The sequence below is a fragment of the Agrobacterium sp. GD03872 genome, assembly GCF_029840625.1.
Classification (GTDB): domain Bacteria; phylum Pseudomonadota; class Alphaproteobacteria; order Rhizobiales; family Rhizobiaceae; genus Agrobacterium; species Agrobacterium fabrum_A.
Genome location: NZ_JAOCCY010000007.1, coordinates 47,861 through 74,352 on the forward strand (window position 1 = coordinate 47,861; position 26,492 = coordinate 74,352).

The following is a 26,492-nucleotide window of genomic DNA, read 5'->3' on the forward strand; positions in this document are numbered from 1 at the left end:
ATGAGCATGCCAGAAACCATAGATTCCCCCATTCCGGACCGCACTCCCAAACGCCATCGCCACGCCGTCGCGCTGCGCGCGCTCAATGTCGCGCGTATCGAAAAGCTCAGCCGGTCCATGGTCCGCATCGTCCTGACCGGGCCGGAACTGGCGGGCTTTGCGAGCCTCGGTTTCGACGACCACGTCAAGATGTTCTTTGCCCAGCCCGGCGAAACCGAACCGAGCCTGCCGGTGATCGGCCCGAACGGCATTGAATTCCCGGAAGGCGCGCCGCGCCCGCTGGCCCGTGACTACACGCCGCGCAGCTTCGATGCCGAAAAAGGCGAGCTCGCCATCGATTTCGCCACCCATCACGACGGCCCCGCCAGCAACTGGGCGAAAGCCGCCAAAGCGGGTGACAAAGCGTGGATCGCCGGTCCGCGCGGCTCTTTCACCGTTCCCTTCACCTACGACTGGCACCTGCTGATTGCCGACGATACCGGCCTTCCCGCGCTGGCGCGGCGGCTGGAGGAAATGCCTGAGGGCACCCGCGTCGTGGCGCTGATCGAGGTCGAGACGGATGCCGACCGGCTTGAACTCACGACGAAGGCGGATGCGTCTATCGTCTGGGTGACGCAGAAGACGGAGAACGAAACCGACCACGACGCTCTGGTGGGCGCGCTGCGCAAGCTCGACCTGCCGAAGGGCGATTTCTTCAGCTGGGTCGCCTGCGAATCGAAGGCTGCAAAGGAGGTTCGCGCCCTTCTGGTCGAAGAATTCAGCGCCAACCCCAAATGGACTCGCGCTTCCGGTTACTGGCGGCGCGGCGCCAGCGGCGTTCACGATCATTTCGATGAATGAACCGGCAATCGCGGCGAACGCCATGCCGGAGGCGGAAACGATGATGACGGAACTCAAGGCCCTTATCGCCAGGGTTCTCGACGATGAAGTGCGCGACATCGAACCGGGGGACAACCTGTTCGGTCGCGGGCTTCATTCGCTTGCCCTCATGCGCCTGATGCCGCCGCTTTCCCAGCTTGCCGGGACACGGCTCGATTATGAGAATCTGGCCCGGCAGCCCACGCTTGCCGCCTGGCAGGCGCTCATCGAACGGTCGCGCGCGGGACATTGATCCCACGACACAGCTCTTTTCGCGCCGGAGCGCGATTCCCGAATATTTCCAAGGAGAGGACCATGGCAGCAGACAATACGCGTATGCTCGCACGTCGCATCGAAGAAAGTTTCGACAGGGGAGATGCAGCCCCGCCGAGCCAATACGAAGAACGGGTCTGGTTCGAGCAGTTTCAGGATCCCGATCACGTCTTCCGCGCCCTTCTCGCCTATCGCATCGGTGAAGAGTGCGATCTGCTGCGTCTGACCTCGGCGCTGAAGACGGTTTGCGAGGTCTGGCCCGAACTTCGTGCACGCTTTGCCTTCGGCGAGGACGGCACGCTTGCCAAGAGCATCGAAGCCCCGTCCGCATCCATCGTGCAGCTGCTGCATGTTCCATCGGCGGGCGAGGCCCTGACCTTGCTGCACGACCTGCAGGCAAGGCCCTTCGATGCAGAGACCGACCCGCCGTTTCAGGCCGTCGTGCTCTTAAGCGAAGGAGAAATCCTGCTGGCATTTCTGGTCCACGGCCTGCTCGGCGAAGTCCTCTCGCCGCAAATCCTGCTGGAAGGCATTACGGCGGCCTATGCCGGTGAGACACCGAAACCGCTTTCGCCGCGCGCGGTCGAAAGTAACAGTGTCGACCCGCTTCCGCTTCAATGGCTGCAACGTCCGGCCTCCGGCTCGACCGTCGTGGCGCTGCGGCAAAACGGGGTCGACAGGCCGGCGAGCCACAGCCACGGCGTCGATCTTCCCGCCACCCTGCTCGGCCTCAACAGCTCCACGGCGACGAATGCGCTTCTGGCCCGCGCCGGATCGCGTTTTGCCCTTTTCGTGGCAAAAAACGGCGGTCCCGAGACCGTAACCCTGCGCCTGCAGCCCGGTGTCGGCGCTTCGATGCCGATGTCAGCCGAGGCTGCGGCACGGGTAGCGATCTCCCGCGACCAATCGCCCGAACAGGCTGAAAAAGCCGTGCTGTCCGGTCTGGAGCAGCGAAACGACAATGAAGGCGGAACCGCCACCTTCACGCTGCAGGCGCTTGCGACACCCGTTCAGGCCATATCGGAGCATGGGCTCCAGTTTGAGCACCTGCCCCTGGCCTCCCTGCAATCCGGTCTCGGCCTGACGCTTGCCGCCGGTCCGACAGCCGCCGGCGACATCCGCCTCGAACTGACGGGCGGCAGGGAGACCTCGCCGCATGCGACAGCCTTCCTGCTGGAGCGCTTCGTCAGCCATCTCGAAGGTGGGGCGGATTTTTCCGGCATCGTCCCCCAAAACGCCGCGACAGCACCGCAGGCGGCCCTTTCGCCCGCTGCTTCCGGTGAGAACGACGACGACACCGTCGCAACGATCCTTGCGGAATTCCGTGAAGCGCTCGTTTCGCCCGACATGGGGCCGGATGACGATTTCTTCGATTTCGGCGGCCATTCGCTGATTGCGACGCGTATCATCGGACGTCTTCTCAGCAATCACGGCATCGAGCTGCGCTTCAACGACCTGTTCAGCTACCCGACCGCCGCCTCGCTCGCAAAACAGGCGACCCGGCTCGAAACCGCAGCACCCGCGCAGGCCGAAGCGACGGCGAGCGGCTCGCTCACCGCACCGCTTTCGCTGGCGCAGATGTCGCTCTGGAAGGCCTATGCCGCCTTCGGCTTCGGCGAAATCTTCAACATTCCCTTCGCGCTCGATTTCCTCGATCCCGTGGATGAGAATGCCTTCGAATGCGCCTTCCTCGATATCATCGAGCGCCATCCCGGCCTGCGGACCCATTTCTACGTCGAAGACGATACGGTTCTGCAAAAGATCGTGCCGATGCACGACCTGCCCGGTTACAAATGGTTCTGGACCAGCGAAGAAAGCGAAGGTGTGGACCGGCACGCGGAGGCCGGCTGGCGGTTCGATCTTGCGCGTGAACTGCCGATGCGGCTGCGCTTCCTTAAGGATGCGCAGACCGGCCGCCAGGTGCTTTCCTTCCTCTTCCATCACATCGTGCTCGACGAATGGTCGGTGAACCTGATGATGGACGAGCTGACCGAGGCCTACCGGGCAAGGGCGGCGGGCAAGGCCCCGGCCTTTGCCACCAAGCCGGCGCCCTTCCATGAATTTGCGAGAAAACAGGTCGCGTCAGGCGTCAATGCCGACCACCTTGCCTACTGGACCGATATGCTGCGGGATGCGCCGAAAGGCCTTACCCTCAACGGACAGGACGGCACGCCGCACGAGGCATCGCAGGACGAAGCACCGGCAGGCGGCTGGATCGAGTTCAAGCTGGAAAAACATGTCAGCGACGGGCTTTACGCCATTGCCAAGCAGAACAGCGCCTCGCTGTTCAACGTGGTTTACGCCGCCATTGCCGCATCGCTGCGCCATCTCGGCGGGTTGAGCGATCTCGTGGTCGGCACCTCGGCTTCGGGCCGCACCGATAGCGGTTATTTCGATACGATCGGTTATTTCACCACGGTTGTCGCCCATCGCGTGCGTTTCGGCGAGACAATGACCGTCGGCGACCTGATTTCCTCGGTGAAGAACACCATCAACGGCTCGCTGGAACATAGCGAAATCCCGATCGATCTCGTCGAGGAAGCGCTGGGCATGACGCCCGGCCGCGACCATCTGTTCGAGGTCTTCATCCAGATCCACGCCAAGAACAAGCTGAACGGCACCCTTGCCGGGCCGGATGGCAAGCCGGTGGAGTTCCGCCAGATCGACCCCGACAAGCATGAATCCATGCTGGGACTGCAATTCGAGGTGATGGAAGAGACAATCGGCGGCGAGCGCTCCATTCGCGTGCTGATGAGCTACCGTTCGGACCGCTACGGCCCGCAGGACGTCGAGCGGCTGCGCAACACCACCAGCGGCGTCTTCAGCCGCTTTGCCGAAGCCGGCGCTTCGAGCCGCGTGCTGACAACGCTCGCCTGAGCTGGACTTGGGCAAGGAAAACCCGGCTTCGCCTTAGCGGAGCCGGGTTATTTTTTGCCTATGAACGCTGATGAGAATGTATTGGCGCGGCCGCTGCATCCGCACGCCGTCACCCCGGGCTTGGTCCGGGGTCCAGTGCGATCAAGTCCTTGATCGCGAGAGAGGCCTTTCACGGCGCAGACGCGCCGTGGCTGGATGCCGGATCTAGTCCGGCATGACGGAAAAGGGATTGTTGTAGCGCGCAAAATCGGCTGGCAGGAAATGCAAAATCACTTGGCAACAATTTTGCTGCGCTTGGAGCGCTCATTTATGCGGATCGATTCCCAATATCGATAGGCCGCTTTCAGGGATGGCGTGCGCGCCGTCCCGAACGTCTTTTTGCACTCTTTAAGTAGACTTGCAACGGGCTTCAATCCGAACCCGTTTGCCAAGAAAATAGCAACCTCAGGATCGCGGCTGATTGTCGATCTGCTGGGCCGGATAAGCTGGTTATGATTGACGTGCCATTCCGCCAGTTGGCGGCTCTCGTCCAGCAAGCGGGCGTAGTCATCGGCGGGGATCGTCACCACAGCGATACCGGAGATCGTGGCGAAGATCGGCTGCAAAGGTTCCTTGTCCGCTTCCATGTCGCTCACTGAGGCAGCATCCCGGTTTCGAAATGGCGGGCCATTGCGGTTTCCACAATCGCCTCGACGGACTCTCCCCACGTCGCAATTGCCGTCCGCTGCTCGTCAGTGATGCCGGGACTGGCGAGAAATACGCCGATCAAGGCGCGGTCGCAAAGCGTCAACTGGTTGAGAAGGTCACTGTAGAAGGCGGCAACCTCTTGCGCCGATACGTTTTCATCGGGGAATTGAACCTGCATAAAAGCCTCCTGAAAGATGACGCGGCCCGGAGGTGAACACGTCCCCGGGCCGCGCTTGGTGCGAAGGTGGCGACTCCTTCGCGAGAGAACGGCAGCACCGATGTCCAATCCGCTGCCGTCTTATCCCGCCCTGCCGCTGAAACAGGGCAGAAATGGATTAGGCGATGGCGTTCTGAATGATGCAGCCGAGCGACTTGGCGCAAACGATCTCCTCGACCATTTCCGCAACACGAAGCTGGTTGCCGCCCTTGATGCCGACATTCGGGTTGAGGATCGTACCGGCGATCCTCTTGCCGTGTTCAGCTGTGAAGCCCCATGTCAGAACATTGTCGGTAGCGTCTTTCTTCGTCGGGTCGATATGCAGGAACTGGATCGACTTGCCCCACGCATAACGGAGATCGACGGGTTGACCCTTTGTGGCGACATTGACCATGCCAGCCCCGATCAGAAGGTTTTCCGGCTTGATTTCCATAAGCTCGGCAAACTGCTGACGGTTGATTGCGCCGTCCTCGGCCAAGCCGCCCTTGACGGCTTTAATCAGCCTTGGATGACGCTTGATCGTTTCCCACACGTCCTCGCTCATGGCGATTGTGTTGGCCCGGTAGATGAGAGGCTTGCGCATGCAGGCATTCATGACCTCGAACGGATCGGAGTTCACAAAGTCATTGAACTGCTGATTACCCGCCAGCACCACGCGGCGCGCCGCATCATAGTTATTCGGGTCCTGAACAACCTTTGCGGCCCGAACTTCACGGCCAAGCTGGATAAGGCTGGTAAGTCCTTCCACGGAGTTTGCTTCCGGGTCGAAGGTGCTCAATTTACGGGTCCGGGCCTCTTTCGCTTCATCAATGTCGGTGATGGGAATAAGATCATCGAGACCGTAGTGCTTGATGCGGCCTTCGTTGTCTTCTGCCGTGAAAGAGATTTTCCCCGGCTGGCTTGTACGGCCCACCTGCAATTCAGGCACAGTGAAGGCTTCTTCAATGGGGAAGCTCAGCCAGCCGAATTTTTCCGTGTAGACCGGTACGGCTGGCAAAACCTTGTCGTAAATCAGCGAGGCGGCGGAGTTCCGGTAGCCGATTGCGATTGCCGTGAGGGTTGTGTTGATAGGGAACGGGCGATTCATGCTCATTGGAGGTTCTGTCCTTCGGGTTCAGGTGTTTGCAAAGAGGCTGGTGGATTGCACCGATCTGACAGCCTCGGTAATCGTGACGAACCGGCCAAGCGCGGCCTGTTCGGTCTGGTAGGTGCGGGCCGCACTGGCGAGCGCTACGGCGGCGAGCTGCACGCGCTGTTCATCAAAAACCGGCGTCTGCGCATCCAGCGGCGGCAGGTACAAGGCGGGCCGGTTCACCAATCCAGCGCCGTTGAGGCCGACGATATGTCCGTCTGCAAGGTGCTGAATGCTTGGCGAGATGAAGCGATATTCGCGGCTGGCGATGGCAGAGCGGGCGTTTTCGGTCCATTCGACCTTGCCCCACAGCGCACCGTCACGGCCTTCCATGCCGACGATCCAGCCAGCCACAGGCGCTTTTTTGCCGGACGCTGCGCGCAGTTCCTGCGCGTGCTCGTAATCGATAACAAGCGGGCCTTGATTGGCAGCGAAGGCGTTGACGATCTCTTCCGGATCATACGTCCAGTTGCGTCCGTCGCGGGTAGCCAGATCGGGGCCAACCGGAAGCAGCATGACGAATTCGGGAACGGTTGCGGCGTCCATCATCAATAGTTTCCACCGTCATTGAACATGCCGCTTTTGGTGGCGCTGATAGCAGCCCCCATCCTGTAATTCGCCTCACGCGCTATGGCCTTGGGATCGGTGCCGCCGGTGATGTGTTGCGTCAGATTGACGACAGGCGGGCGCGTGTCGTGAATGACGGCCTTAACCGTTTTTTGCAGATCGGCATCCGTCACGCCGGGGCCAGCGGCACCCGCCGCAGCGGGCCTGTAAGGCTCAATCTGCGCCGGTTGTTCCTCACTACCAAACCAACGCTTTACAGGTCCCCAGCCGGTAATCAGGTCGCTGACATCGATCCTGCCAATGGCGGCTCTAATGCGGGACGGCACACCGGCAAACCACTGATAGATGGCCTCGAAACCGGCCTTGATGCCGTCCAGCATATCGGTGGCAAGCTGGCGTCCAGCGGCGTTCATTCCCGCCTTTGCGCTGTTGGAAAGCTTTTCCTGCGAGAAGAAACCGGAGATCGTATTCCAGAAGTCCTGGAGCTTCGTCTTGGCGGCGTCGATCAGGCCGGAGAAGTCGAGCGCGGATTTGATGCTTGCCTTAAATGCCTCGATCTTACCGGGATCGATCCCAAAGGCACGGCCCACCATGTCGATGAAGTCATTCAACGCCGTACCGAGCTTGGCGAGACCGGAACTGAACAGGTCTATGAACGGCCCTGCGAAACCGGAGACAAAGGAAGATACGCGGTCCCAATATTTCCAGATCGCAAAGCCAGCCGCCGCCAGTAGAGCAACCAGCGTCCACACAGGCGCGGAGATCGCGGCGACAGCGCCCGCAATGCCCGCCGCAGCGGCTTTGAGAACGGCAACGACTGCGACCATGGCACCGCCGAGACCGCCTCCAGCCGACGCCGAAAGCATGGCGAGACCGGCAACCGCGTTGCGCAGCGGACTGAGCATGAACAGCATGGCGCTTCCAAGGCTTCGGGCCGCACTGGCGGCAAGCGTCCAGCTTCCGGCGATGATGCGCCAGCCGGTGGCGATGTTCTTGCCATCCTGAAACTTGAGGAATGTGGAAGTCAGACCGATTGCGCCAAGGCGCAGCGCCGCCAGTCCATAAGCTGCCGTGCGCATGGCGACGGATGCGGACAGGAGGCCAGCCGTCACTTTGACAATCGTGCTGGTCAGCTTCGGATTGGCCGTAGTCCAGTCATTGACCTGACGGAGAAGGCCGGTCAGCCGCTTGACGATATCCTGCACCACGGGCAGCAAGCCGCTGCCTGCGGAAAACAGGTTATCGACCTCCGTTACAAGCCCCTTCATCTCGGTTTTAAGGCCCGCGACAACGTTCGCGAAATCCTTGTCGATGACGCCGCTTGCGCCGCCCGCTTCATTGCGGATGCGCTGGTATTCCTGCAAATTCGGGATCAGGGCGCGCAGGAAGTCGAGAACCTGCTTATCCGCGAACAGTTCGCCCATCTTGAACTGGTCGCCGCCTGTGGCCTTCTGGATCAGCTCCAAGGAATGCAACAGCGGATCGGTGCCATTTGCCGCCGCCGTCTTCATTTCCTTTTCGATGTCGATACCCATCTTCTTGAAGTTACGCACCGTCTCCGGCGACGTGATCTTGCCAAGGAAATTCGACATGTTGTTTGCCGCCTGATCGGCGGAACCAGCCGATTTCATGGCGATTTGCAGCGCGGCGGCAAGCGAGGCAACGGCGGGAACGCCTTTCATCTGCAAGGCGGATGCGTTGGCGGTCAGTTCCGGGAAATTGCGGGCCATGTCCTTCAGTTCGAAGGAACCCTGTTTGCCGGTCGCGGCCATGACGTCGAAAGCCTTGGCAAGCTCGGCGGCACCAACCTTGAGGTTGTCCATCACGGCAAAACCGGCATTGCCCATGTCGGAGATTTCCGATTTCGTGGCCGTGGATGCGCGGCCCGTCGCCTCGATCGCCGCAAGGCTCTCGTCAACGCCCATGCCCTTGCCGACATAGGTTGCGAGGATTTGCAGCAGTTCGGACTTGTTTTTGCCGGTGGTGCGGGTGGCGGCAATCAGTTTCGCCTCGATCTCGCCCATGCGCTCGACCGGGATTTCCGCGACGTTGGCGAAGTCGATAAAGGCATCCTGAAAGTCAGCGGCCTTGATGACCGGCGCGGCAATCGCAATCGCCTGTCCCACCGCACCGATCATGCGGCTGCGGGCATCGCGCAAGGCGGCTTCCGCGTTCTTGGTGGCGTTCTCGATGTTCTCGACCGAAAAGCCTTCCTTGAAAGCGCCTGAAAGGCCCTGCTTGGCGGCTTCGCCAATGTCGAGCATGCCCTTTTTGACCTTTGCGGCAGGGCCGGTCAGTTGGTCAACAAGCCGGATGACGAATGAGAGGTCCATTAGCGGCGTCCTCTTTCCCTGCTCATGTCGATGCGCTTGATAACCGATGCCAGAATGGCTTCCGGCATGTTGATCTTTTGGGCGATTTCCGGGTGACTTTTGCCGTCCCTGAGCATCTCCCTGATGCGCTGGCCGTGGATGCGCAAACGCTGCTGTACGAATTTATTGCGCGCCCGGAAAACCGTTCTCACATGGAGATTGAGTGCGGTCGCAACCGCTGGCGCGGCAAAACCCTCATTGAGCAATTCAGCGATTTGAAGATAATTCTCTTTCGCCCGATGGATATCGCCTTTGGGCAATGTCAGTCGAAACCCGGATTCTCCGAGACGGTAATGCTCGCAGAGCTTTTGGGCGGCACTGTAGCCGATGACTTCTCCAAGCCGGTGATTTGCGGAGATGTATGCGGGGATATAGACGACATTCCCGCCATAGATATTGCACAGACGCCTTGTCAGCTTCGTGCCGATTATCGCCTCAAGAGTTTCGTAGGTGGTCAGCCCGTCGAAATCCTCTTCCTCATCAATGTTTGCAGCTTTGGAAGTATTCACGAAATCGCCCCGTTCGCTTGGTCGAGGCAAATTTAGCTTGTAGTGACACTGTCATGCAGCGTGACAGTGTCAGGCTTGACAAAATGCGCAAATCACTGGGAGGGGAAACGAAGCGCGGAGGGGCGGCACTCCCTCATTGATCCGGCAAAGCCGTCCAAGTAAACCTTGCTCGCGCAGGGCATTTATCTCACAACAGGCCGAACCCCACAAGAGGCCACAGAACGCGCTCAAAGCGGGTGCGACGGGGATTGCGCCAGACAACCCCACAAATCGCGTGTACGGCCTTCAATTCGGCTTCAATTTCGATGTTGGCGCTTAAAGCTCACCCCGGCTTGCCATTTCGACGGCTTGTTGCGGGTCAAAACCACCCTTGATGCGCGCCGCAAGCTCTTTCTGTTTATCCGGGCTAAGCCGGGAGAGGACAAGCAGGCCGTCCGTATCGTCGGCTATCGGTGTCTGGCGGATAACATTCCGAAGATCTGGATGGATGTTCTCCGCGATCCGTATCATGACGCGGGTTTCCTCCGGCAGGTAGCCGAGGTTCTCTTTCACGAACTGCTCAAAATCACTTGCAGACATACCGCGCTCCTTACTCAAACAAAAATCGGCCCGTTATTCATGGGCCGATTCGCTGTTGCTGGCTATCCTTGTGTGTTCAACCGGCAAGGCCGAGATCGACAAGCACCTTTGCCGCTTCCTCGACGGTCGGCAGCGGAACGCCGGGAGGTAGCCTTTCCGGCAACAGGCTCCAAGCTTCCGCGATATCACCCGCCGCTTCCGTCTTGAGAATGCGCATCAAAGGCAGCACCCACGGCGGGGCCGTGTTTTCCGCTTCCGGTTTTTCCGGCGCGGGCATATCCGGCAGGTCTGGAAGAACCGGCACCACCACGTCAATTCCCGGCATGGCGAGGATGCGCGAAAGCAGATCGTCAAAGGCGCGGGCGGGAAGGCTTGTCACGTGGTATGAAATAAAGAACGTGTTGCGGAATTTCGCTCTGCGATACCGCCAGCCCTCTTTGCGTGCCTTCCTCGATACGGCCTCTGGCGTCGTCGGCAAACCGTTCAACCGCTTCGCCGCCAGTTCGGGCGCTGCGAACCATTCCTGAATGTTGCGCTTGTCCCGCACCACGCGGATAAGCATCGCCTCAAGATACTTGAGACGACGCTCCATATACGAAAACTCTTCGACCGGAACCGGGATCGTCAAATACAGTTCACTCATTACTCAACCCTGTTTTTGTGCGCTCTGGCGGCGCGTTGACGCATGGGAGAGCGGCCCGGCTCCAAAAGGAACCGGGATGCTCATTGGCGATCTGTGAAATAAGCCTATTTCGTCCGCTTGGGTTTGGCCGCAGGCTTGGGATCGGTGAGCGCTCGAATTTGCTCTTCCAGCTTGAGAACCTCGCCTTCACCAAGCGCCACACAGAGCTTGGCGCGGGCAAATCGATCAAAAACGCGGTCAAATCCGGCGCGGCGCGTGGTCGCTCCGAGTGCGTAATAAGCCCGCACGTCCGTCAGTATCCGTTGGAACGCGGAAAGAGGCGGCATTTCGACCTGCGCGATGGCTCCGGTCTCTATCGCCAGCGCAATGACTGCTTCCCCAAATTCATCGATACAAAGCCGTCGAATGGCGGCTGCTGTGGCGTCTGGCTTGATAAGATGCGTGCGACGGATGAAGGCAAAGAGCTTCCCGCCCTCCGCCGTTTCGATGACGCTTGCACCACCTCGGAGTTTGCCGCCGCGCAACGCGACGGCATCCAACGCAGGCGGCACCAATGAAAACCGTGTTTCATAGTCAACGATGGCCTCCGGTGGTAACGCCATATAATGGTAATCGAGACCACCGCCGAAACCAGTATGAGGGCGCGCAAGACGCTCAATCGATGTGACACCCACCCTCTTCAAGTAACGGATCATGGCGCTTTTCGTGTGCGGCACGCCGCGAAGCTTCAAATCTGCCAGTTCGCGTGCATTCATCCACACTCGTGGGACGCAAGTCAGCGCCACAGCGTTCTCACCCATTTTTGGCTCTCCTAGGGGACTGGACGGTCTCGTTCCCCAATAGTTTAGCCATGACTTTCTCAACCGTCGAGCGCTTGAGATTGCAGGCCTGTGCGAGTTCGCCCGCGTCGTAGCCTTCGGCGATCTTTTGCGCGATGATTTCCCGGCGCAACGCCATAGGGTCAGAAACCTGCGCCTCCTCGACAACGTGATCCGGCATCGCGTCGATGAAAATACGGACGCGCTCACGGGCTAAACCAGTCAAAACGCTGATTTCCTCTGCTGTCTTGCCAGAGGCATTGAGCCGAGCAATAAGAAGCTGGTTTTCGCGGTAATAGTCCGCGCCGGGAATGGCTTCTCCGGCTGCTTTCACAATTGGTGCAAACTCTGCACTAAACTCCAAGTTATTGATTTTGTTTGATCTAGAATCGTGTGCAAAGTTTCCACTCAATTCCCTTTCCCGCTTTTCGAGGCTATTGAAAGCGTTCCGAACTTCGCCACTTGCATCCGCCAAAATTTCAACTTGGGTATCCAGCAAGCGGAACGTTCCAGAAGCTATGAGGCTCATATCATCGCCTTGAAGGACGGCGGCGGTCATGAGATCGTTGAAGGCGCGGATAGCAGAGATCGATGCTTCGATCTTTTCGAAGGTATTAAACATATCTGGCTCCTGTAGCGCTTTTCAAGGCGCGTGTATTCTGCGGGCGGCGCAGAACCGGGAGTTGAAAACCGTACAGGACGGCAGCATGCCCTTTAGGCTTTCGCCCTGGACATTCGACATGCCCTCCCGGCCACATCACAAACATGTAACCGCTTCCGGCAGAGGCCAGATATAGTGCGCCGTTAGGGCTAGCTAGAAGGGGAAAATGCCGATGGGTTAACGCATCGGACTTCATCATTCGCACCGGCCTTGGTGGCGCGTACCACCTGTAGAGTTTTCAAGCTCTGCTAATTTGCTTACGATGATTTTCGCCGCCTGCCAAGCGATTTTTTCGTAGCTCAAATGTTGCAACAATGTTTGAACTATTACAGGTACTTTTGTTGCAGCACTTGCTGTTACTTTTCGTCAGACTTTTCATATTGAGCAATTCCCGCTTCCCCTTCGGCGTTTCTGTTGCTTATGTTTGGATTTTACGAATTTATTTCAATAACTTAGTATTTTTCTCCTTGGGGTCGCAACCGGTAGGAACGTCGTTTCCACTTGACTGACCGCGCGTCAGCGCCAAGGCTAGCTAAGTTACGCGATTTCATGGCGTCATATTTTCCGTAGACGCGAATATTTCTTTTTATAAATAAGGCTTTAATCCAATGTTTCGCCATACACTGGCAAATCAGGCGCAAGCTGGTAAAATTAGGTCTTAGCTGGTTTGTCGCTAATGGTTGCCTGCCATTTGATCTTGCATCGCCGTCTTTTCCTTGTCCATCTCTCTGCTCTCAGTCAATCCAAAAAACTATCGTGGAAACAAGGCTCTAATCGCAGGATATCGGATTTTATCACCTAATCCCGGAATTCCCCCACTCCTGCCATCTGGTATTGCGGGTTACAATTGTCCGCCTTTATCGGCAACATATGCCCGGCCTCACACTCTGAAGCCGGCCAGGCATTCACCCACAGTCGTCACCCCCTCAAACCGCCAGACGGAATGCCGTGGACGCCTCAGCCGCCGCAAGCGTCAGCGCCTCTTCGCGCAGCATCGCATCGAGGAACAATGGCAGCTCCTCGCGGTAACGGGCGAAATCCTCCGCTTGCGTCAGTGCTGAATCCGCATCGATATGCAGGTTCAGCTCGCTGCCGTCATCTTCGCCACGGAAGGTCAGGTTGAACCCGTCGCCGGGACCGTTGGCAAGGATGTGCCTGATAACGGTAAGCCCGGCAAAGACCGGCGCGCTGAAGGGCAGGACATTGATGAGCGGCGAGAAGAAGAAGCGCCGGCCCTTCGGGATTTCCCTGTCGGCGGCGATCTGCTCGATACGGTAGCGGCCATGCAGGCGCTGCTTTCGCAGATTGGCGGCGTTGCGCCTCAGAAATGCGCCGAGGCTCTCGCCCGGCTCGATGGTGAGATGGAAGGGCAAAATATTGACGAGCATGGCCGGCATATGCGCGCCGACGCTGCCCCAGCGGCTCATGAAGGGCAGCCACAAGGTCAGCACATCGCGGTCCGGCCGCGGCAGGACACGGTGGAGATAAAGGCCGGAAAGCAGCACCAGAAGGTCCGGCCAGCCGATCTCCATTGCGCCCGCCGCCTGTTGCAACCGCGTGCTGAAACCCTGCGGCAAGGCCGCGTCCGTATGCAGGCCGCCGCCGCCATAGTCCTCGCAATCCTTGTCCAGCACCGGCAGATCGGCGGGTGCGGTAAGATAGGCCGCCCAGAAATCGCGGTCCTTTTCAAAACGCCGGCTTTGCTTGTAGGCATCCTCTTCGGCAAGGAAATCGCCGAAGGGGTGGAAATCCGGACCCGCTTCGCCCTTGCCGCAATAGTGCCCGTAAAGCTGGCCGCAGCGCTGCTCCACCAGCGTCAGGCCATAACCATCAACGACGATATGATGGGCGCGGATATACCAGAGGTAACGATCGTCGGCGATACGGTAGAGCAGCTGCGCCGAAAGCCTGTCGGTTCTGAGATCGAGCCTTGCTTCCACATCCGCGTTCATGCGCCGCAGCGCCTCTTCCAGAGGAGCGGAATCGCCACGGAGATCGACAAGCTCCACCACCGGGGCATGGCTTGGATCACAGCATTGCTGCGGCGTCTCGCCATCGTCGCCGATACGGAAACGGATCGACAGGACTTCGGATTCGCGCACGGTGCGTTTGATCGCCTTGATGAGCGCGCTTTCATTCACCGCACCGGAAAGATCGATGTAATGGGCGACGGTGGAAACCGGCTCGTCGGGATGGAAGGAAAACTCCTCCCAGAAATCGAGTTGCGGCTGCGTCAGTGGAAGCCAGCCGCCGGCAGGATCGATATGCGCCATCTGTTTTTCCTTGCATAATTTCCGTTATCGGGCGCGAAGTGCCGCCCGAAATGATTGGGTTCACGCCGCCCGGGCGGCCAGGAGCGAAGTCACCTGTCTGGCGTTACGGCACCGCAAAAGCTGCTGCGGTGTGAGCTCCACGCCGAAGGCAGTGCGGATTTCAGCCGAGACTGTTTTCAGATGCGAAGGCAGAAGACCGAGCGCCAGCAGGTCGCTGTTCGCATCCACATTCGCCGGTTTTTTACCCAGCACGCCGAGATAGATATCCAGCACCCGGCGGTCGCCCTGATCGACGGCGGGAGCAGCAGGGGCGGAGATTTTTGCCGGTTCCGCAGCACCGGTCAGCAATTCGCGGGCGCGACGGCGATCCGGCTTGCCATTGGCCGAAAGCGGCAGATCGTCGACCTTGAGAAACCGGCCGGGCACATGCGATTCCGGCAGATGCTGGCGGGCAAAATTGCGCAGATCGGCGGTCGAGAGTTCAAGGCCCGGCGCAACGACGTAAAGCACGCCGATGGCCGCCTCGCCCTTTTGTTCGACACCGTAATCCACCACCAGAACCCGCTGGATGGAAGGATGGCGGATAAGCTCGTTTTCCACATCCGGCAGCGAAACGCGCACGCCGCGCACCTTGACGTAACCATTGACGCGGCTGGCAAACATGATCTTGCCATCCGGCCGGTAACGGCCCCGGTCTCCGGTGCGGAAGGCGCGCACGGGGTTTCCTTCCGGATCGGCAACCGTCACAAAATCCGTCTGGGTAATCGCGCCATCTTCGAGATAGCCGATAGCGACATTCACGCCGGCCGTATGGATGCGGCCGACGACACCGGCCGGGCAATGGCCGCCCTGATCGTTGAGGACGAAATAACGATTGGCCGGCAGCGGGTGGCCATAGGGCACGGCCGCCACGTCTTCGGCGACGATCTCGTGCCAGATGCTCCAGATCGTCGTTTCCGTCGGTCCACCGAGCGATATCAGCCGCAGGCCGGGCTTCAGCCGGCGCAGCTCCTCGATGATGACGGGCTTGATGTAGTCGCCGCCCTGGGCGATGAGCCTGAGCGAAGCGAGCCGGTCACCACGACGGCAGGAGAGAAGCATTTCGAGGATGGCCGGCACCGAGCACCAGAGCGTGACGCCATGTTCGGCCACCAGCTCGTTCCAGCGCACCGCATCCTTTTCCTCGCCGGGTTCCGGCAGCACCAGGGTCGCTCCCGCGACGAGCGCGCCGAAAACATCGAAGACGGACATGTCGTGATGCAGCGGCGTGACCGATATGAACACGTCCTTTTCCGTCACCGCCCATTCCGCAAGCGTGCTGCCGATGACATTGGCCGTGGCGCGATTGGAAAGCACGACGCATTTCGGTTTGCCAGTCGTGCCCGACGTGTAGAGATAATAGGCCGGCTCCTCGCTGCGGGACAGCGCCGCAACCTCTGCCATGGTAACAGGTGCGCCAGCCGGTGCGGGCGCGGAGAGAAGCTCCGCCGGATCGACAGCGTCGAAACCCTGCGGAACGCTGCGGGCGACGATGACGGCCGGGCGGCAATTGGTCAGCAGATAGCGCAGGCGATCTTCCGGCGAGCCGGCATCGACGGGCACCCAGACAGCCCCCATCAGCGCTGCGGCGAGCGTGATGGCCGTATGTTCGGGACTGCGTTGCAGGCACACGGCCACGACATCGCCTTGGCCGGTGCCGCGCGCCTTGAGGCCCGCCATCGCCCTTGCCACCATCTGACCGAGTTCGCCATAAGTGATGCGCCGCTTGCCGCTGACGAGCGCCGTGCGCGACGGGTCGCCCTCGAAAAGATGGCCGGCGATCCGTTCCAGAAATGGCGTGCAGACGAAGTTTCCTTCGTCGCCGTTCAGCCGGTAGTGAGACAGGTCGACAATATCGCGTGTGTTGAAGGAGAAAGCGCCGCTATCCACGATCCCTGCAATCGCGCGCTCGATGGCGGCGAGAATATCCGCCACCGTCGCCGCATCGATGGCCTGTTCGGCATAATCGACATCGAGGACGAGATCGCCCTGCGGATTCTGCGAAAAGCGGAAATCCAGCGCCACCTGCGGCGTCTGAGTAAGCCCGTCCGTCCAGCGCATAGTCGATCCGGGCGACAGTGTCGGCCAGCTCAACCCGTTGGTAAGCACGACAGGCAAAGCAAGCCCGCCGGAGTTGGCATTGAGAAGCACACGATTGAGATCGATACCCGAAAAGGCGAGATGGTTCAGCCCTTCCAGCACATCCGTCTGCAGGCCTGCCGCCCGCCCCGCAAACTCACCCTTGGCCGCATCCCATTTGACGGCGATGAAGCTCGAGCGGTTGGCGAAGCCTCCTTCCACCTGTGGCGCGACCGGGATGCCGACGACCAGAGCGCCTTCGTTGAGCCAGAGGGACAGCACATCGAGAATAACGGCCGTCAGCGCCGAATTCTTGAAGAGCCGCTCCTTCGCACCGATTCGCGAAAAGGCGGCGAAGCGCTGTTTTTCCACGATCAGGCTCTGGCGGCTGTAACGCGACGTGGAAATGGTTTCGAGCGGTGCTTTCCACGGCAGTTGCGAGGGCACCTCGGCATCTTTCAACTTTTCAGCCCAATAGGCGGCATCCCCGGAACGGACCGCCGAAATATCCTCCTTCGGCGTTTCGGCCGTTGCGGCGGCTTCCGGCGGCACGGCATCATCGAAGAGTTCCGCCGCGAGGCTGGCAATGGCCCGCCCATCAAGGATAAGCGCGTCGAAACGCAGGAAAACCACGATCTTATGCCCCGTCAGCCCCGCATCCGGCATAAGAAACACAGTGATCTGCCATGGAGAGGCTGCGAGATCGAAATGTGCATGGGAAAAATCCCGTCGCACCGCGTCGATCCTTGCCTCGGCTTGCGGAACAGACAGGGCCGAAAGATCGACGAGATCGAGATTGATCTTCGGCTCTTCGGAGACCATCTGCACCAGCCGTCGCTCGTCGATGCGGGTGCGCAGGCTTTCATGTCTCGCGACCATCGCGGCAAGCCGCGACCGCAGCAGTTCCGGGTCGATATCGCCGCGATATTCGCGGAACTCCTGCATCGCCACGCCGCTCAGCGGCAGATGGGTGCCGCGCCCGAGCAGATAGGCCTGTTGCAGGGGTGAGAGGGGACGTTCCATGGGTTTTCCTTTTGCCTCGGCTGCCGTTTCCGACCGCTGCGCGACCAATCGCTCCACGCTTTCGCAAGCGAGATCGGGGCTTTCCGCGATCCGGCGAAGAAGAGCGACGTAGGTTTCAAACAAGGCGCGCAGCCAGCGTTCCGGCAGCGCATCGAGCCGCACATCCCAGTTGATCAGCAGACCGCCATCCACCGCCGCCACCTGTGCATCCAGCGCCACCCCCGGCCCCTGCGAGACGGTGTGGACCATCGGACCGAACACCCGACCGACCCGTTGCGAAAACAATTCGCCGCCCGGAAGATCGACCCCGGCGGTGAAGACCACCGGCGAGGTCTGCAGACCACCGCGCTGGCGGGAAAGATCGCGCATCACACTGACGCCCGGATAGGACTGGTGCGCGAGAAGCCCGTTCATCTCATCGAACAGCCGGCCGAGCAGCGCTTCGAGAGTTTCTTCAGGCCTGATGTCGACGCCGAGCACCAGCACGTTGGAAAATTCGCCGACGACGCCATCGACCCCTTCCACCAGCGGTGCACGCCAGAAAGCCGGCACGGAGAGCCGGAACCTCTCCGCCCGGGTCGCCTGCGAAAGCGCCATGGCGAAGACGCCCAGCAGGAGGGTCGATGTCGTCACCGAGCAACGCCGCGCCGCCCGTTCCAGATTGCCGCGCTCGGCCGCCGCAAGCATCGCTGCGAACCGGTCGGTGCGAACGGCGCGCGATGGGTCATCGGGCAGAAATGGCAGCGGCGGCGCGTCCGGAACATCGGCAAGACGCTGCCGCCACCACAGGCGGTCCCTCTCGCGCAAGCCCCTCAAGTCCGGATCGGACATGAGACGTTCGGCCCAGTCGAAAAACGACGGGGTCACTGATTCGAAAGTCCGCGTTTCGTCTGCGCCTGACGCCGTCTCGTAGAAACGGGCGAGGTCCTCCATCACCATCCGCACGCTGGCCGGATCAATGGCGAGCATATCGGTATCCAGATGCAACCGGCAGCGCCCACCGGGCAACAGGCTGAGGGAGACGGCCGCCGGCGGGGCAATGCGAAGGTCGGCGCGGCGATGGCTCCATTCCTCACGCTTCGCCTCGAGACGACGTGCAAGCGCCTTCGAATCAAGAGCGGTCATGTCCTCCACATCGAGGCGGAGCGGCCGGCCAATGGGATCGACGGACTGCCGCCCTTCAGCATCGATCCTGAGGCTCAGCATGGGGTGGCGCCGGCAGAGCCTGTCGACCGCCGCAGCCAGTTTTTCCCCGTCCAGCCCCGGCCCCTCGAATTCGAGATAAAGATGAGGCGTAACTTTTCCGAGTATTCCATCCGCCTCGCGACCGACCCAGTAGGCCACCTGCATCGGAGTTAAATTTAGCATGTGAGTTTGTACCGGTTGACAAAACATGATTAGCATACTCAAGTATAAGCCATCGTCAACCACTCGCACAGGAGGCATCCCATGAAAACGGGAGCACTCAGGACGAATGACGTCGAATCCGACGAAGTTACTGATTTTAATAGAGAGTTCTTATTTACATCCGGCAGCGGGCAATTGCGCGCCAAGGGCATTCGCGAAAAGATCGCGATTCCAGCCCGGGGCGGCGAAGACATTGCCAGCCCGCTGCAGCAGGCGTTGGCCGGCGCTTTCGAGCGCGCCCGCCGGGACGGACAGGAGAACCCCATCGCCATCGGCGCTATCCCCTTCGATGTCAGCGAACCCTCATGCCTGTATATTCCATACAACCATGAATGGAATTCCAGAGATGCGGAGCCGATCGTTGCCGATTCGGCCATGCCCGCCCTTGTCGGCCAGAACAGCCTGCCGGACGAGAGCGGTTTCAAGCGCGCCGTCGAACACGCCATCGTCAATTTCCGCCATTCCGAAGTCCGCAAGGCGGTGCTTTCCGTCATGCGTGAACTGACCTTCGCCTCCGAGGTCAATGTCGAAAGATTGCTGGCGAGCCTCGCCAAACAGAACCGCGAAGGTTACCAGTTCCGCATCCCGCTGCCCGATGGCGGCGACCTGATCGGCGTCAGCCCGGAACTGCTGATTCGCAAGCAGGGCGAGAAAATCATCTCGAACCCGCTGGCGGGATCGGCAAAACGCATGGTCGATCCGGCGGCGGACAAGGCCAATGCGGATCGGCTTTCGGCCTCGGAAAAGGATCATTACGAGCATAGCCTTGTCATCGAGGATATCCGCTCGCTGCTTTCGCCGGTCTGCGCGGAACTCGATGTTCCCGAAAAACCCTCCCTCATCAACACGGCGGCGCTCTGGCATCTTTCGACCCGCATAGAAGGCCGTCTCGCCGATCCGGAAACCAATGCGCTGCAGCTCGCCTGCCTGCTGCACCCGACGCCAGCCGTCTGCGGCTTCCCCACCGAGCGCGCCCATCGCCTCATCCGCTTTGTCGAACCTTTCGAGCGTGGCCTCTTCACCGGCATGGTCGGCTGGACGGATTCGCAAGGGAACGGCGAATGGGTGGTGACCATCCGTTGCGGCACTGTGCAGCGTGAAACCGTGCGGCTTTTTGCAGGCGCGGGCATTGTGGAAGCCTCGGAGCCCGAATCCGAATGGGCCGAGGTGCAGACAAAACTCAAGACCATGCTGAACGCCTGCGGTCTTGCGGCCTGATTTTCCCAGGGACAAACCATGACAATCGAATTTGAACGCTGGCCCGAGGATTTCGTTCGCCGATACCGCGAACGCGGTTACTGGATCGACCGGCCGCTGAGCGGCGTCCTCACCGAACAGGTGGAACGCCGGCCGGACGCCACAGCGCTGATCTGCGGCGACCGCCGCTTCACCTATGCCGATCTCGACCGGCAATCCTCCAATCTGGCCGGCCATCTCTCCGCCGCAGGCGTCGGCAGGGGTGATACCGCGCTGGTGCAATTGCCGAACATAGCCGAGTTCTATCTCGTCTTTTTCGCGCTCATCAAAATCGGCGCAGCCCCCGTCAATGCGCTTTTCAGCCATCGTCGGCTGGAAATGACCTCCTATGCGGAGCAGATCGCGCCGAAGCTGGTGATCGCCTCGCGCAGCCACGAGCTTTTCGCCGATGACGCATTTGTGGAGGCGCTGAAGGCGACTTCCCCAAAGCTTGCCGTGACCCTGCTGCTCGGCGAAACCGATCCGCAGCGCAGCCTGGAGCAGAAGCTGGCCACCCCGGCCGAAAATCCACCGGCTTACGCCCCTTCCGCCGCCGATGAGGTGGCGCTGTTCCAGCTTTCCGGCGGCAGCACCGGAACGCCGAAACTGATCCCCCGGACGCATAACGACTATGACTACAGCGCCCGGGCCAGCGCGGAGATTTGCGAACTTTCGCCGCTGACCCGCTTCCTCTGCGCCATTCCGGTGGCGCATAATTACCCGATGAGTTCGCCCGGCGCGCTCGGCGTGTTCCACGCCGGCGGTGCGGTGGTCATGGCCGCCAATCCGGAGCCGCTTGCCTGCTTCGATCTGATCGAAAAACACGGCGTCGATATCGTGCCGCTGGTGCCGCCGGCGGTGGCGCTGTGGCTGCAGGTGGTTCCCGCCCATCGCGAACGGCTAAAGTCGCTCAAGCTCCTGCAGGTCGGCGGCGCAAGTTTCGCCGAAGCGCTCGCCCGCCAGGTGCCGGAGGTCTTGGGCTGCGATCTGCAGCAGGTGTTCGGCATGGCGGAAGGTCTGGTGAACTACACCCGCGCCGGTGACCCCGACCATATCGTCTTCACCACGCAAGGCCGGCCGATCAGCCCGGATGACGAAATCCGCATCGTTGATGAGGACGGCAATGACGTGCCGGAGGGTGAAGCCGGCATGCTGGCGACCCGTGGCCCCTATACGTTCCGGGGCTATTACCGCGCGCCCGAACATAGCGCCCGGGTCTTCGACAAGGATGGCTTCTATTATTCCGGCGACGTCGTGCAGCGCACGCCCGAAGGTTATCTGCGGGTCGTTGGCCGGGTGAAGGACCAGATCAATCGCGGCGGCGAAAAGGTCGCTTCGGAGGAGGTGGAAAACCTGATCCTGCGGCATCCGGATGTGACGCACGCGGCGCTGGTGGCGATGCAGGACGAGCTTCTCGGCGAAAAAAGCTGCGTCTTCGTCGTATCCCGCAATCCCGCGCTCAAGGCGCCGGCCATCCGCCAGCATCTCGCCGGACTCGGCGTCGCGGATTACAAGTTGCCGGACCGCGTGCGCTTCATCGACGCCATGCCGCTCACCGCCGTCGGCAAGATCGACAAGAAGCGCCTGCGCGACCTGCTGACAGCCCCCGTCGCCATCAGCGCCTGACACGCAGCGCCAATCGAAAGGGACGCTCAAAAGGGCGTCCCCAATTCCAAAGATTACGCGCCGCCCAAGCCGGCGCAGCAAAAAAACGAGGTCATCATGACGATCCCCACCATTTCCGACTATCCGATGCCGGTCGCCGCGAGCTTTCCGGCCAACAAGACAAAATGGCAGCCGGATGCGAAACGCGCCGTGCTCCTCATCCACGACATGCAGCGTTATTTCCTGCGGTTCTACGAGGCCGACGGCAAGCTGATGACCAGCCTCATCGACAATCTCGCCAAGGTGAAGGCATGGGCCGTTCAGAACGGCGTGCCAGTCATCTATACCGCCCAGCCGCATAACCAGCCGCCCGGCGACCGCGCGCTCCTGAACGACATGTGGGGACCGGGTCTCACTGTCGTCGATCCCGAATTGCAGAAGGTGGTGGACAAGCTTGCGCCGACGCCCGACGACGTGGTTTTGACCAAATGGCGCTACAGCGCCTTCCAGCGTTCCGACCTTGCTGAGCGCATGAAAGGCTGGGGCCGCGACCAGATCATCGTCGGCGGCGTTTACGCCCATATCGGCTGCATGATGACGGCGGTGGAAGCCTTCATGAAGGATATTCAGCCCTTCATGATCGGTGACGGCGTCGCCGATTTTTCCGAGGCCGAACACCGCATGGCGCTGCAATATGTGGCGACGCGCTGCGGCGTGGTGATCGATACCGCAAGCCTTGTCGGTGCAGGCGAGGCCACCGGCACCCGCGAATGGCTGAAAGCCCGCGTCCTGCAAATGGTGGAGGACGAAAGCGATATCGACCCGGATGAGAATCTCATCTTCTACGGGCTGGATTCGCTACAGGTGATGAAGCTCGCCGGCGAACTGAAGGAGCGCGGTGTCACCGTCGGCTTCGATGAGCTTGCGCGTGTACCTACACTTTCCGCCTGGTGGGCGCTGATCGAAGAAAAGCGGCTCGCAGCCTGAGCGGACGGACAGGATGACGCAACAGAGATTTACCGGACGGCGTGTGCTGGTGACGGGCACGGCCCAGGGCATCGGCCGCCGCATCGCCGAACGTTTCATCGAGGAAGGGGCCGAGGTCATCGGCCTCGACCTTCTGGCCGACACAGTGGGGGCTCCCTTTCGCCAGATGGCGCTCGACATCACCGACGCCGACGCGGTGGAGACGACCTGCAAGGCGATCGAGAAAGAATGGGGCGGGCTCGATATTCTGGTCAATGCCGCCGGCATATTGCGGCTCGGCGACAGCGAAAGCCTGACGCCGGCGGACTGGAAGGCCTGCATGGATGTCAACGCCGCCGGGCCGTTCCATATGCTGCGGCAATGGAGCAGCACCTTCAAGCGGCAGCGGCGCGGCGCGATCGTCAATGTCGGCTCCAACGCCGCCGTCGTGCCGCGCATCGGCATGATGGCCTATTGCGCCTCCAAGGCGGCGCTGGTCAGCCTCAGCCATTGCGCCGCCCTTGAGCTTGCGCCCTATGGCGTGCGCTGCAATGTCGTCTCCCCCGGCTCCACCGATACGCCAATGCTTGCCGGCATGCTGAGCGATCCCGCCGGCAAGGAACGGCTGGTCGCCGGCCTGCCCGAGCAGTTCAAGCTCGGCATTCCGCTCGGCAAGATCGCGAGGCCGGACGATATCGCAGATACGGTGCTGTTCCTCGCCTCCGATCAGGCCGGCCATGTGACGATGCAGCAGATCGTCGTTGATGGCGGCGCAACACTTGCGGCCTGAACGGCAGTGGGATGGCGAGATGTGTGAGCGGTTTCGCGATCCCGCTCTCATCATGATCCAGGCCGCTGGATGAGGGCGACGGACATGGGCATCGCAACGGCGTTTCATCGCGAAGCCGCCTCCGGCGATCCACCCGAGGCCATCTGGCCTTGGCCGGACGACAGGCGCGATTGCCATTGCTTCACCCTTCGTTACAGCGCCGACGAAGGCTGCGGCGGCACGGTCCCTCCCCTGCCGCCGCAGCTTTTGCATGCGACGCCCAGACGCAAGGCGGAATTCATCGCCGGACGCAGATGCGCGGCTGAAGCCATACGCCACCTCACCGGCCGCACCGTCTTTCCCGGCATGGGAGACGATCGCGCACCAGCCTGGCCCGAAGGCGTGATCGGCGCGATTTCCCACAGCCATGAACGGGCCATCGCGCTTGCCGGTTCTTCCGAGCGGTTTTGCGGCATCGGCATCGATATTGAAAGGTTCCTGACCGAAGAGGAAGCCGACGATATCGCTCCGCAGGCCCTGACGGCGAATGAACGCCACAACCTCGGCAACGCCATCGACCCTTTCATGATCGGGCTGATTTTTTCGGCCAAGGAAAGCCTGTTCAAGGCGCTTTACCCAACCGTGAAACGGCCCTTCTTTTTCGAGGCGGCCGAATTGTCCGGCTTCGACGGCAGCGGTTGCGCCACGCTGCGGCTAACCGCCGACCTGAGCGAGAAATGGCGTGGGGGAACGGAGATTCCATTCCGCTTCTGCCGCTTTGAAGATTTCCTGCTCACCCGCATCCTTTTCCCGCATTGAGGGAAAAACCATGAATTCTCTTCTATTATAATCATATTTAAAGCGATCCTTCCCGTCATCCGAGTGAAACACTGGGACGGTACGCAGCTTGCTGGAATGATTCCAAACGTTGAACGATGGAGACACGACATGACCGACATCGATACGAGCAAGCTGTCCTGGGACGAATGGGACGAACTGCAAAACCCGCCGCCGGCCGAAACCGATTTCGACCGCGTGGTCGAGACCGCGATTTCCCGCCGCGGCTTCCTCGGCGGCGTGCTTGCCTTCGGTTCGGCCGCGGCCGCCATGGGCACGCTCGGCAACCTGATGAGCAGCACCTCGGCCGAGGCGCAGGAAGCCGCCGTCGGCCGTTTCCCCTTCAAGCCGGTTGCCGCCGCCACCGACAACACCATCCATGTGCCGGAAGGTTATAACTGGAAGCCGTTGGCGAAATGGGGCCAGCCGCTATTCTCCAACGTTCCCGATCTCGACCCCGCCAAGGGCGTCAGCGTTGAGAACTCCGACAAGGTCTTCGGCGAAAACACCGACGGCATGGAACTCTTCATGGTCGGCAGCCACCAACTCATCGCCGTCAACCATGAATATGTGAACCCGGAAACCAACCTGCCGCATGCCGAGAAAGGCAACCCCAAGACGGCCGACGACGTGAAGATCCTGCAGAACATGCAGGGCGTCACCGTCATGGAAGTTGCGGAAGGTAATGAGGGCTGGGAAATCGTTCTCGACAGCCCCTTCAACCGCCGTATCCACCACAATACGCCGATGAAGCTTTCCGGCCCGGCCGCAGGCTCCGATCTCGTCAAAACCGCCGCCGACCCTGATGGTATCGACTGTCTCGGCACCTTCAACAATTGTGGCGCCGGCCGCACGCCGTGGGGCACCTACCTCACCTGCGAAGAGAACTTCAACGGTTATTTCGGCACCACTGACGCCGCCTTCAAGCTGCCTGACGATTACAAGCGCTACGGCATTGTCGCCGAGACCCGTTACGCCTATGAGAAGTTCGACGCGCGTTTCGACGTCGCCAAGAACCCCAACGAACCGCGCCGCGCCGGTTACGTGGTCGAGATCGATCCTTCGGATGCCTCCTCCACCCCGATCAAGCGCACAGCACTTGGCCGCATCAAGCACGAAAACGCCGCTGTGGTGATCGCCCGTGACGGCCGTGTCGTCGTTTATATGGGTGACGACGAGCGTGGCGAATTCCTCTACAAATTCGTCTCCAACGGCATTTACGTGCCGGGCGGCGACACGTCGAAGCTGCTCGACGAAGGCACGCTCCATGTCGCAAAGTTCGCCGATGACGGCGCCGGCGAATGGATGGCGCTCACACCTGAGACCACCGGCATGAAGATGGACGAAATCTGCGTCTTCACCCGTCAGGCCGCTTCCAAGGTGGGTGCAACCACCATGGACCGCCCGGAATGGGTCGCCATCAACCCGGTCGCCATCGAAGCCTATTGCGCGCTGACCAATAACAGCCGCCGCGGCGAAATGAAGGATGGCAAGCTGCGCGCCAATGCCGGCGGCGACGCCATGGCCATCAACGCCGCCAACCCGCGCGAAAAGAACGAATACGGCCAGATCGTGCGCTGGTATCCGGAAAATGACGACCATGCGGACGGCAAGTTCAAGTGGGACCTGTTCTGCATGGCCGGCAACCCCACCGTCCACAAGGACGCCTTTGCCGGCTCTTCCAACATCAACGAAGGCAACATGTTCAACTCGCCTGACGGCATGATGTTCGACTCGACTGGTCTCCTCTGGATCCAGACCGACGGCGAAGACAGCAATGAAGGCAACTTCGCCGGCCAGGGCAACAACCAGATGCTGGCCGGCGACCCGGCCACCGGCCGCATCGAGCGCTTCCTGACCGCACCGAAGGGTTCCGAAGTCACCGGCCAGACCTGGTCGGGCGACAAGCGCACCCACTTCGTCGGCATCCAGCACCCCGACGCCCCCTTCCCGGATGGCGAAGGCAAGCTGCCGCGCTCGACCGTCATCGCCATCAAGCGTGACGACAACGCCCAGATCGGCTGACGTTCCGGCATGAGCGGAACCGGATCGTGACAAAACACCA

At 60.7% G+C, this 26,492-nt stretch carries 21 protein-coding genes; 10 read left to right on the forward strand and 11 right to left on the reverse strand.

What is annotated here, in order from left to right; translation table 11 throughout:
* The 3 genes from N5D22_RS16970 to N5D22_RS16980 all read left to right on the forward strand — a co-directional run bounded on the left by N5D22_RS16970 (position 1) and on the right by N5D22_RS16980 (position 4,008).
* The gene (locus tag N5D22_RS16970) at positions 1-840 is read left to right on the forward strand and encodes a siderophore-interacting protein (RefSeq protein WP_279657021.1); all 840 of its coding nucleotides are present in this window, start codon (positions 1-3) and stop codon (positions 838-840) included.
* Positions 833-1,111 (forward strand): phosphopantetheine-binding protein, encoded by a 279-nt coding sequence (locus N5D22_RS16975; protein WP_279657022.1) that lies wholly within the window; start codon positions 833-835, stop codon positions 1,109-1,111. The genes N5D22_RS16970 and N5D22_RS16975 overlap by 8 nt, the downstream gene beginning before the upstream one ends.
* A 62-nt stretch (positions 1,112-1,173) precedes the next feature.
* Positions 1,174-4,008: a condensation domain-containing protein gene (locus tag N5D22_RS16980; RefSeq protein ID WP_279657024.1), complete on the forward strand. Its 2,835-nt coding sequence runs from the start codon at positions 1,174-1,176 to the stop codon at positions 4,006-4,008.
* Between the two features lie 269 nt (positions 4,009-4,277).
* On the opposite strand, the gene N5D22_RS16985 is transcribed toward N5D22_RS16980, so the two are convergent.
* From N5D22_RS16985 to N5D22_RS17005, 5 genes are all read right to left on the reverse strand, one after another.
* Positions 4,278-4,643 carry a hypothetical protein gene (locus N5D22_RS16985; RefSeq protein ID WP_279657025.1) on the reverse strand — a complete coding sequence of 122 codons (366 nt, stop codon included), beginning with the start codon at positions 4,641-4,643 and terminating at the stop codon, positions 4,278-4,280.
* Positions 4,640-4,873 carry a hypothetical protein gene (locus N5D22_RS16990; protein ID WP_279657027.1) on the reverse strand — a complete coding sequence of 78 codons (234 nt, stop codon included), beginning with the start codon at positions 4,871-4,873 and terminating at the stop codon, positions 4,640-4,642. The genes N5D22_RS16985 and N5D22_RS16990 overlap by 4 nt, the downstream gene beginning before the upstream one ends.
* Before the next feature lie 157 nt (positions 4,874-5,030).
* Positions 5,031-6,005, reverse strand: coding sequence for a capsid protein (locus tag N5D22_RS16995; RefSeq protein ID WP_279657029.1), 975 nt, complete (start codon positions 6,003-6,005; stop codon positions 5,031-5,033).
* 21 nt (positions 6,006-6,026) lie between these two features.
* Complete coding sequence (locus N5D22_RS17000) at positions 6,027-6,593, reverse strand: phage protease (RefSeq protein ID WP_279657030.1); 567 nt, start codon at positions 6,591-6,593, stop codon at positions 6,027-6,029.
* Entirely contained in the window at positions 6,593-8,944 is a 2,352-nt protein-coding gene (locus N5D22_RS17005) for a phage tail tape measure protein (RefSeq protein WP_279657032.1), read from the reverse strand. The genes N5D22_RS17000 and N5D22_RS17005 overlap by 1 nt, the downstream gene beginning before the upstream one ends.
* Here N5D22_RS17005 and N5D22_RS17010 point away from each other — a divergent pair.
* The gene (locus N5D22_RS17010; RefSeq protein WP_279657033.1) at positions 8,932-9,528 is read left to right on the forward strand and encodes a hypothetical protein; all 597 of its coding nucleotides are present in this window, start codon (positions 8,932-8,934) and stop codon (positions 9,526-9,528) included. The genes N5D22_RS17005 and N5D22_RS17010 overlap by 13 nt on opposite strands.
* A gap of 279 nt (positions 9,529-9,807) precedes the next feature.
* On the opposite strand, the gene N5D22_RS17015 is transcribed toward N5D22_RS17010, so the two are convergent.
* The 6 genes from N5D22_RS17015 to N5D22_RS17040 form a co-directional block, all read right to left on the reverse strand.
* On the reverse strand, positions 9,808-10,071 hold the full coding sequence (locus N5D22_RS17015; protein WP_279657034.1) for a hypothetical protein: 264 nt from the start codon (positions 10,069-10,071) through the stop codon (positions 9,808-9,810).
* A gap of 76 nt (positions 10,072-10,147) precedes the next feature.
* Positions 10,148-10,714 (reverse strand): DNA-binding protein, encoded by a 567-nt coding sequence (locus tag N5D22_RS17020; protein ID WP_279657036.1) that lies wholly within the window; start codon positions 10,712-10,714, stop codon positions 10,148-10,150.
* A gap of 104 nt (positions 10,715-10,818) precedes the next feature.
* Complete coding sequence (locus tag N5D22_RS17025) at positions 10,819-11,514, reverse strand: hypothetical protein (RefSeq protein ID WP_279657037.1); 696 nt, start codon at positions 11,512-11,514, stop codon at positions 10,819-10,821.
* A complete protein-coding gene (locus N5D22_RS17030) occupies positions 11,507-12,154 on the reverse strand; it encodes a hypothetical protein (protein WP_279657039.1) in 648 nt (215 codons plus the stop codon). Before N5D22_RS17030 ends, N5D22_RS17025 begins: the two co-directional genes overlap by 8 nt.
* A 965-nt stretch (positions 12,155-13,119) precedes the next feature.
* Positions 13,120-14,466 carry a condensation domain-containing protein gene (locus N5D22_RS17035; protein WP_279657040.1) on the reverse strand — a complete coding sequence of 449 codons (1,347 nt, stop codon included), beginning with the start codon at positions 14,464-14,466 and terminating at the stop codon, positions 13,120-13,122.
* Between the two features lie 60 nt (positions 14,467-14,526).
* On the reverse strand, positions 14,527-18,975 hold the full coding sequence (locus tag N5D22_RS17040) for an amino acid adenylation domain-containing protein (protein WP_279657041.1): 4,449 nt from the start codon (positions 18,973-18,975) through the stop codon (positions 14,527-14,529).
* 81 nt (positions 18,976-19,056) lie between these two features.
* On the opposite strand from N5D22_RS17040, the gene N5D22_RS17045 reads away from it, so the two are divergent.
* From N5D22_RS17045 to N5D22_RS17070, 6 genes are all read left to right on the forward strand, one after another.
* Positions 19,057-20,232: an isochorismate synthase MenF gene (locus N5D22_RS17045; protein WP_279657042.1), complete on the forward strand. Its 1,176-nt coding sequence runs from the start codon at positions 19,057-19,059 to the stop codon at positions 20,230-20,232.
* An 18-nt stretch (positions 20,233-20,250) separates the two neighbouring features.
* Entirely contained in the window at positions 20,251-21,876 is a 1,626-nt protein-coding gene (locus N5D22_RS17050) for a (2,3-dihydroxybenzoyl)adenylate synthase (RefSeq protein ID WP_279657043.1), read from the forward strand.
* 96 nt (positions 21,877-21,972) lie between these two features.
* A complete protein-coding gene (locus tag N5D22_RS17055; RefSeq protein ID WP_127756835.1) occupies positions 21,973-22,842 on the forward strand; it encodes an isochorismatase in 870 nt (289 codons plus the stop codon).
* A 13-nt stretch (positions 22,843-22,855) separates the two neighbouring features.
* Positions 22,856-23,611, forward strand: coding sequence for a 2,3-dihydro-2,3-dihydroxybenzoate dehydrogenase (dhbA, locus tag N5D22_RS17060; protein WP_279657048.1), 756 nt, complete (start codon positions 22,856-22,858; stop codon positions 23,609-23,611).
* A gap of 84 nt (positions 23,612-23,695) precedes the next feature.
* Positions 23,696-24,409 (forward strand): 4'-phosphopantetheinyl transferase superfamily protein, encoded by a 714-nt coding sequence (locus tag N5D22_RS17065; protein WP_279657049.1) that lies wholly within the window; start codon positions 23,696-23,698, stop codon positions 24,407-24,409.
* 129 nt (positions 24,410-24,538) lie between these two features.
* Positions 24,539-26,452, forward strand: coding sequence for a PhoX family phosphatase (locus tag N5D22_RS17070; protein WP_279657050.1), 1,914 nt, complete (start codon positions 24,539-24,541; stop codon positions 26,450-26,452).
* Positions 26,453-26,492 lie beyond the last annotated feature (40 nt).

What these genes read in the sequence shown, in the direction of transcription:
- N5D22_RS17065 (WP_279657049.1), top strand. Translation starts at nt 23,696, where the DNA reads ATGGGCATCGCAACGGCGTTTCATCGCGAAGCCGCCTCCGGCGATCCA.
- N5D22_RS16975 (WP_279657022.1), top strand. Translation starts at nt 833, where the DNA reads ATGAATGAACCGGCAATCGCGGCGAACGCCATGCCGGAGGCGGAAACG.
- N5D22_RS17050 (WP_279657043.1), top strand. Translation starts at nt 20,251, where the DNA reads ATGACAATCGAATTTGAACGCTGGCCCGAGGATTTCGTTCGCCGATAC.
- N5D22_RS16970 (WP_279657021.1), top strand. Translation starts at nt 1, where the DNA reads ATGAGCATGCCAGAAACCATAGATTCCCCCATTCCGGACCGCACTCCC.
- N5D22_RS17020 (WP_279657036.1), bottom strand. Translation starts at nt 10,714, where the DNA reads ATGAGTGAACTGTATTTGACGATCCCGGTTCCGGTCGAAGAGTTTTCG.
- N5D22_RS16980 (WP_279657024.1), top strand. Translation starts at nt 1,174, where the DNA reads ATGGCAGCAGACAATACGCGTATGCTCGCACGTCGCATCGAAGAAAGT.
- N5D22_RS16995 (WP_279657029.1), bottom strand. Translation starts at nt 6,005, where the DNA reads ATGAGCATGAATCGCCCGTTCCCTATCAACACAACCCTCACGGCAATC.
- N5D22_RS17035 (WP_279657040.1), bottom strand. Translation starts at nt 14,466, where the DNA reads ATGGCGCATATCGATCCTGCCGGCGGCTGGCTTCCACTGACGCAGCCG.
- dhbA (WP_279657048.1), top strand. Translation starts at nt 22,856, where the DNA reads ATGACGCAACAGAGATTTACCGGACGGCGTGTGCTGGTGACGGGCACG.
- N5D22_RS17055 (WP_127756835.1), top strand. Translation starts at nt 21,973, where the DNA reads ATGACGATCCCCACCATTTCCGACTATCCGATGCCGGTCGCCGCGAGC.
- N5D22_RS17040 (WP_279657041.1), bottom strand. Translation starts at nt 18,975, where the DNA reads ATGCTAAATTTAACTCCGATGCAGGTGGCCTACTGGGTCGGTCGCGAG.
- N5D22_RS17000 (WP_279657030.1), bottom strand. Translation starts at nt 6,593, where the DNA reads ATGATGGACGCCGCAACCGTTCCCGAATTCGTCATGCTGCTTCCGGTT.
- N5D22_RS17025 (WP_279657037.1), bottom strand. Translation starts at nt 11,514, where the DNA reads ATGGGTGAGAACGCTGTGGCGCTGACTTGCGTCCCACGAGTGTGGATG.
- N5D22_RS17030 (WP_279657039.1), bottom strand. Translation starts at nt 12,154, where the DNA reads ATGTTTAATACCTTCGAAAAGATCGAAGCATCGATCTCTGCTATCCGC.
- N5D22_RS17005 (WP_279657032.1), bottom strand. Translation starts at nt 8,944, where the DNA reads ATGGACCTCTCATTCGTCATCCGGCTTGTTGACCAACTGACCGGCCCT.
- N5D22_RS16990 (WP_279657027.1), bottom strand. Translation starts at nt 4,873, where the DNA reads ATGCAGGTTCAATTCCCCGATGAAAACGTATCGGCGCAAGAGGTTGCC.
- N5D22_RS17010 (WP_279657033.1), top strand. Translation starts at nt 8,932, where the DNA reads ATGAGAGGTCCATTAGCGGCGTCCTCTTTCCCTGCTCATGTCGATGCG.
- N5D22_RS17070 (WP_279657050.1), top strand. Translation starts at nt 24,539, where the DNA reads ATGACCGACATCGATACGAGCAAGCTGTCCTGGGACGAATGGGACGAA.
- N5D22_RS17045 (WP_279657042.1), top strand. Translation starts at nt 19,057, where the DNA reads ATGAAAACGGGAGCACTCAGGACGAATGACGTCGAATCCGACGAAGTT.
- N5D22_RS17015 (WP_279657034.1), bottom strand. Translation starts at nt 10,071, where the DNA reads ATGTCTGCAAGTGATTTTGAGCAGTTCGTGAAAGAGAACCTCGGCTAC.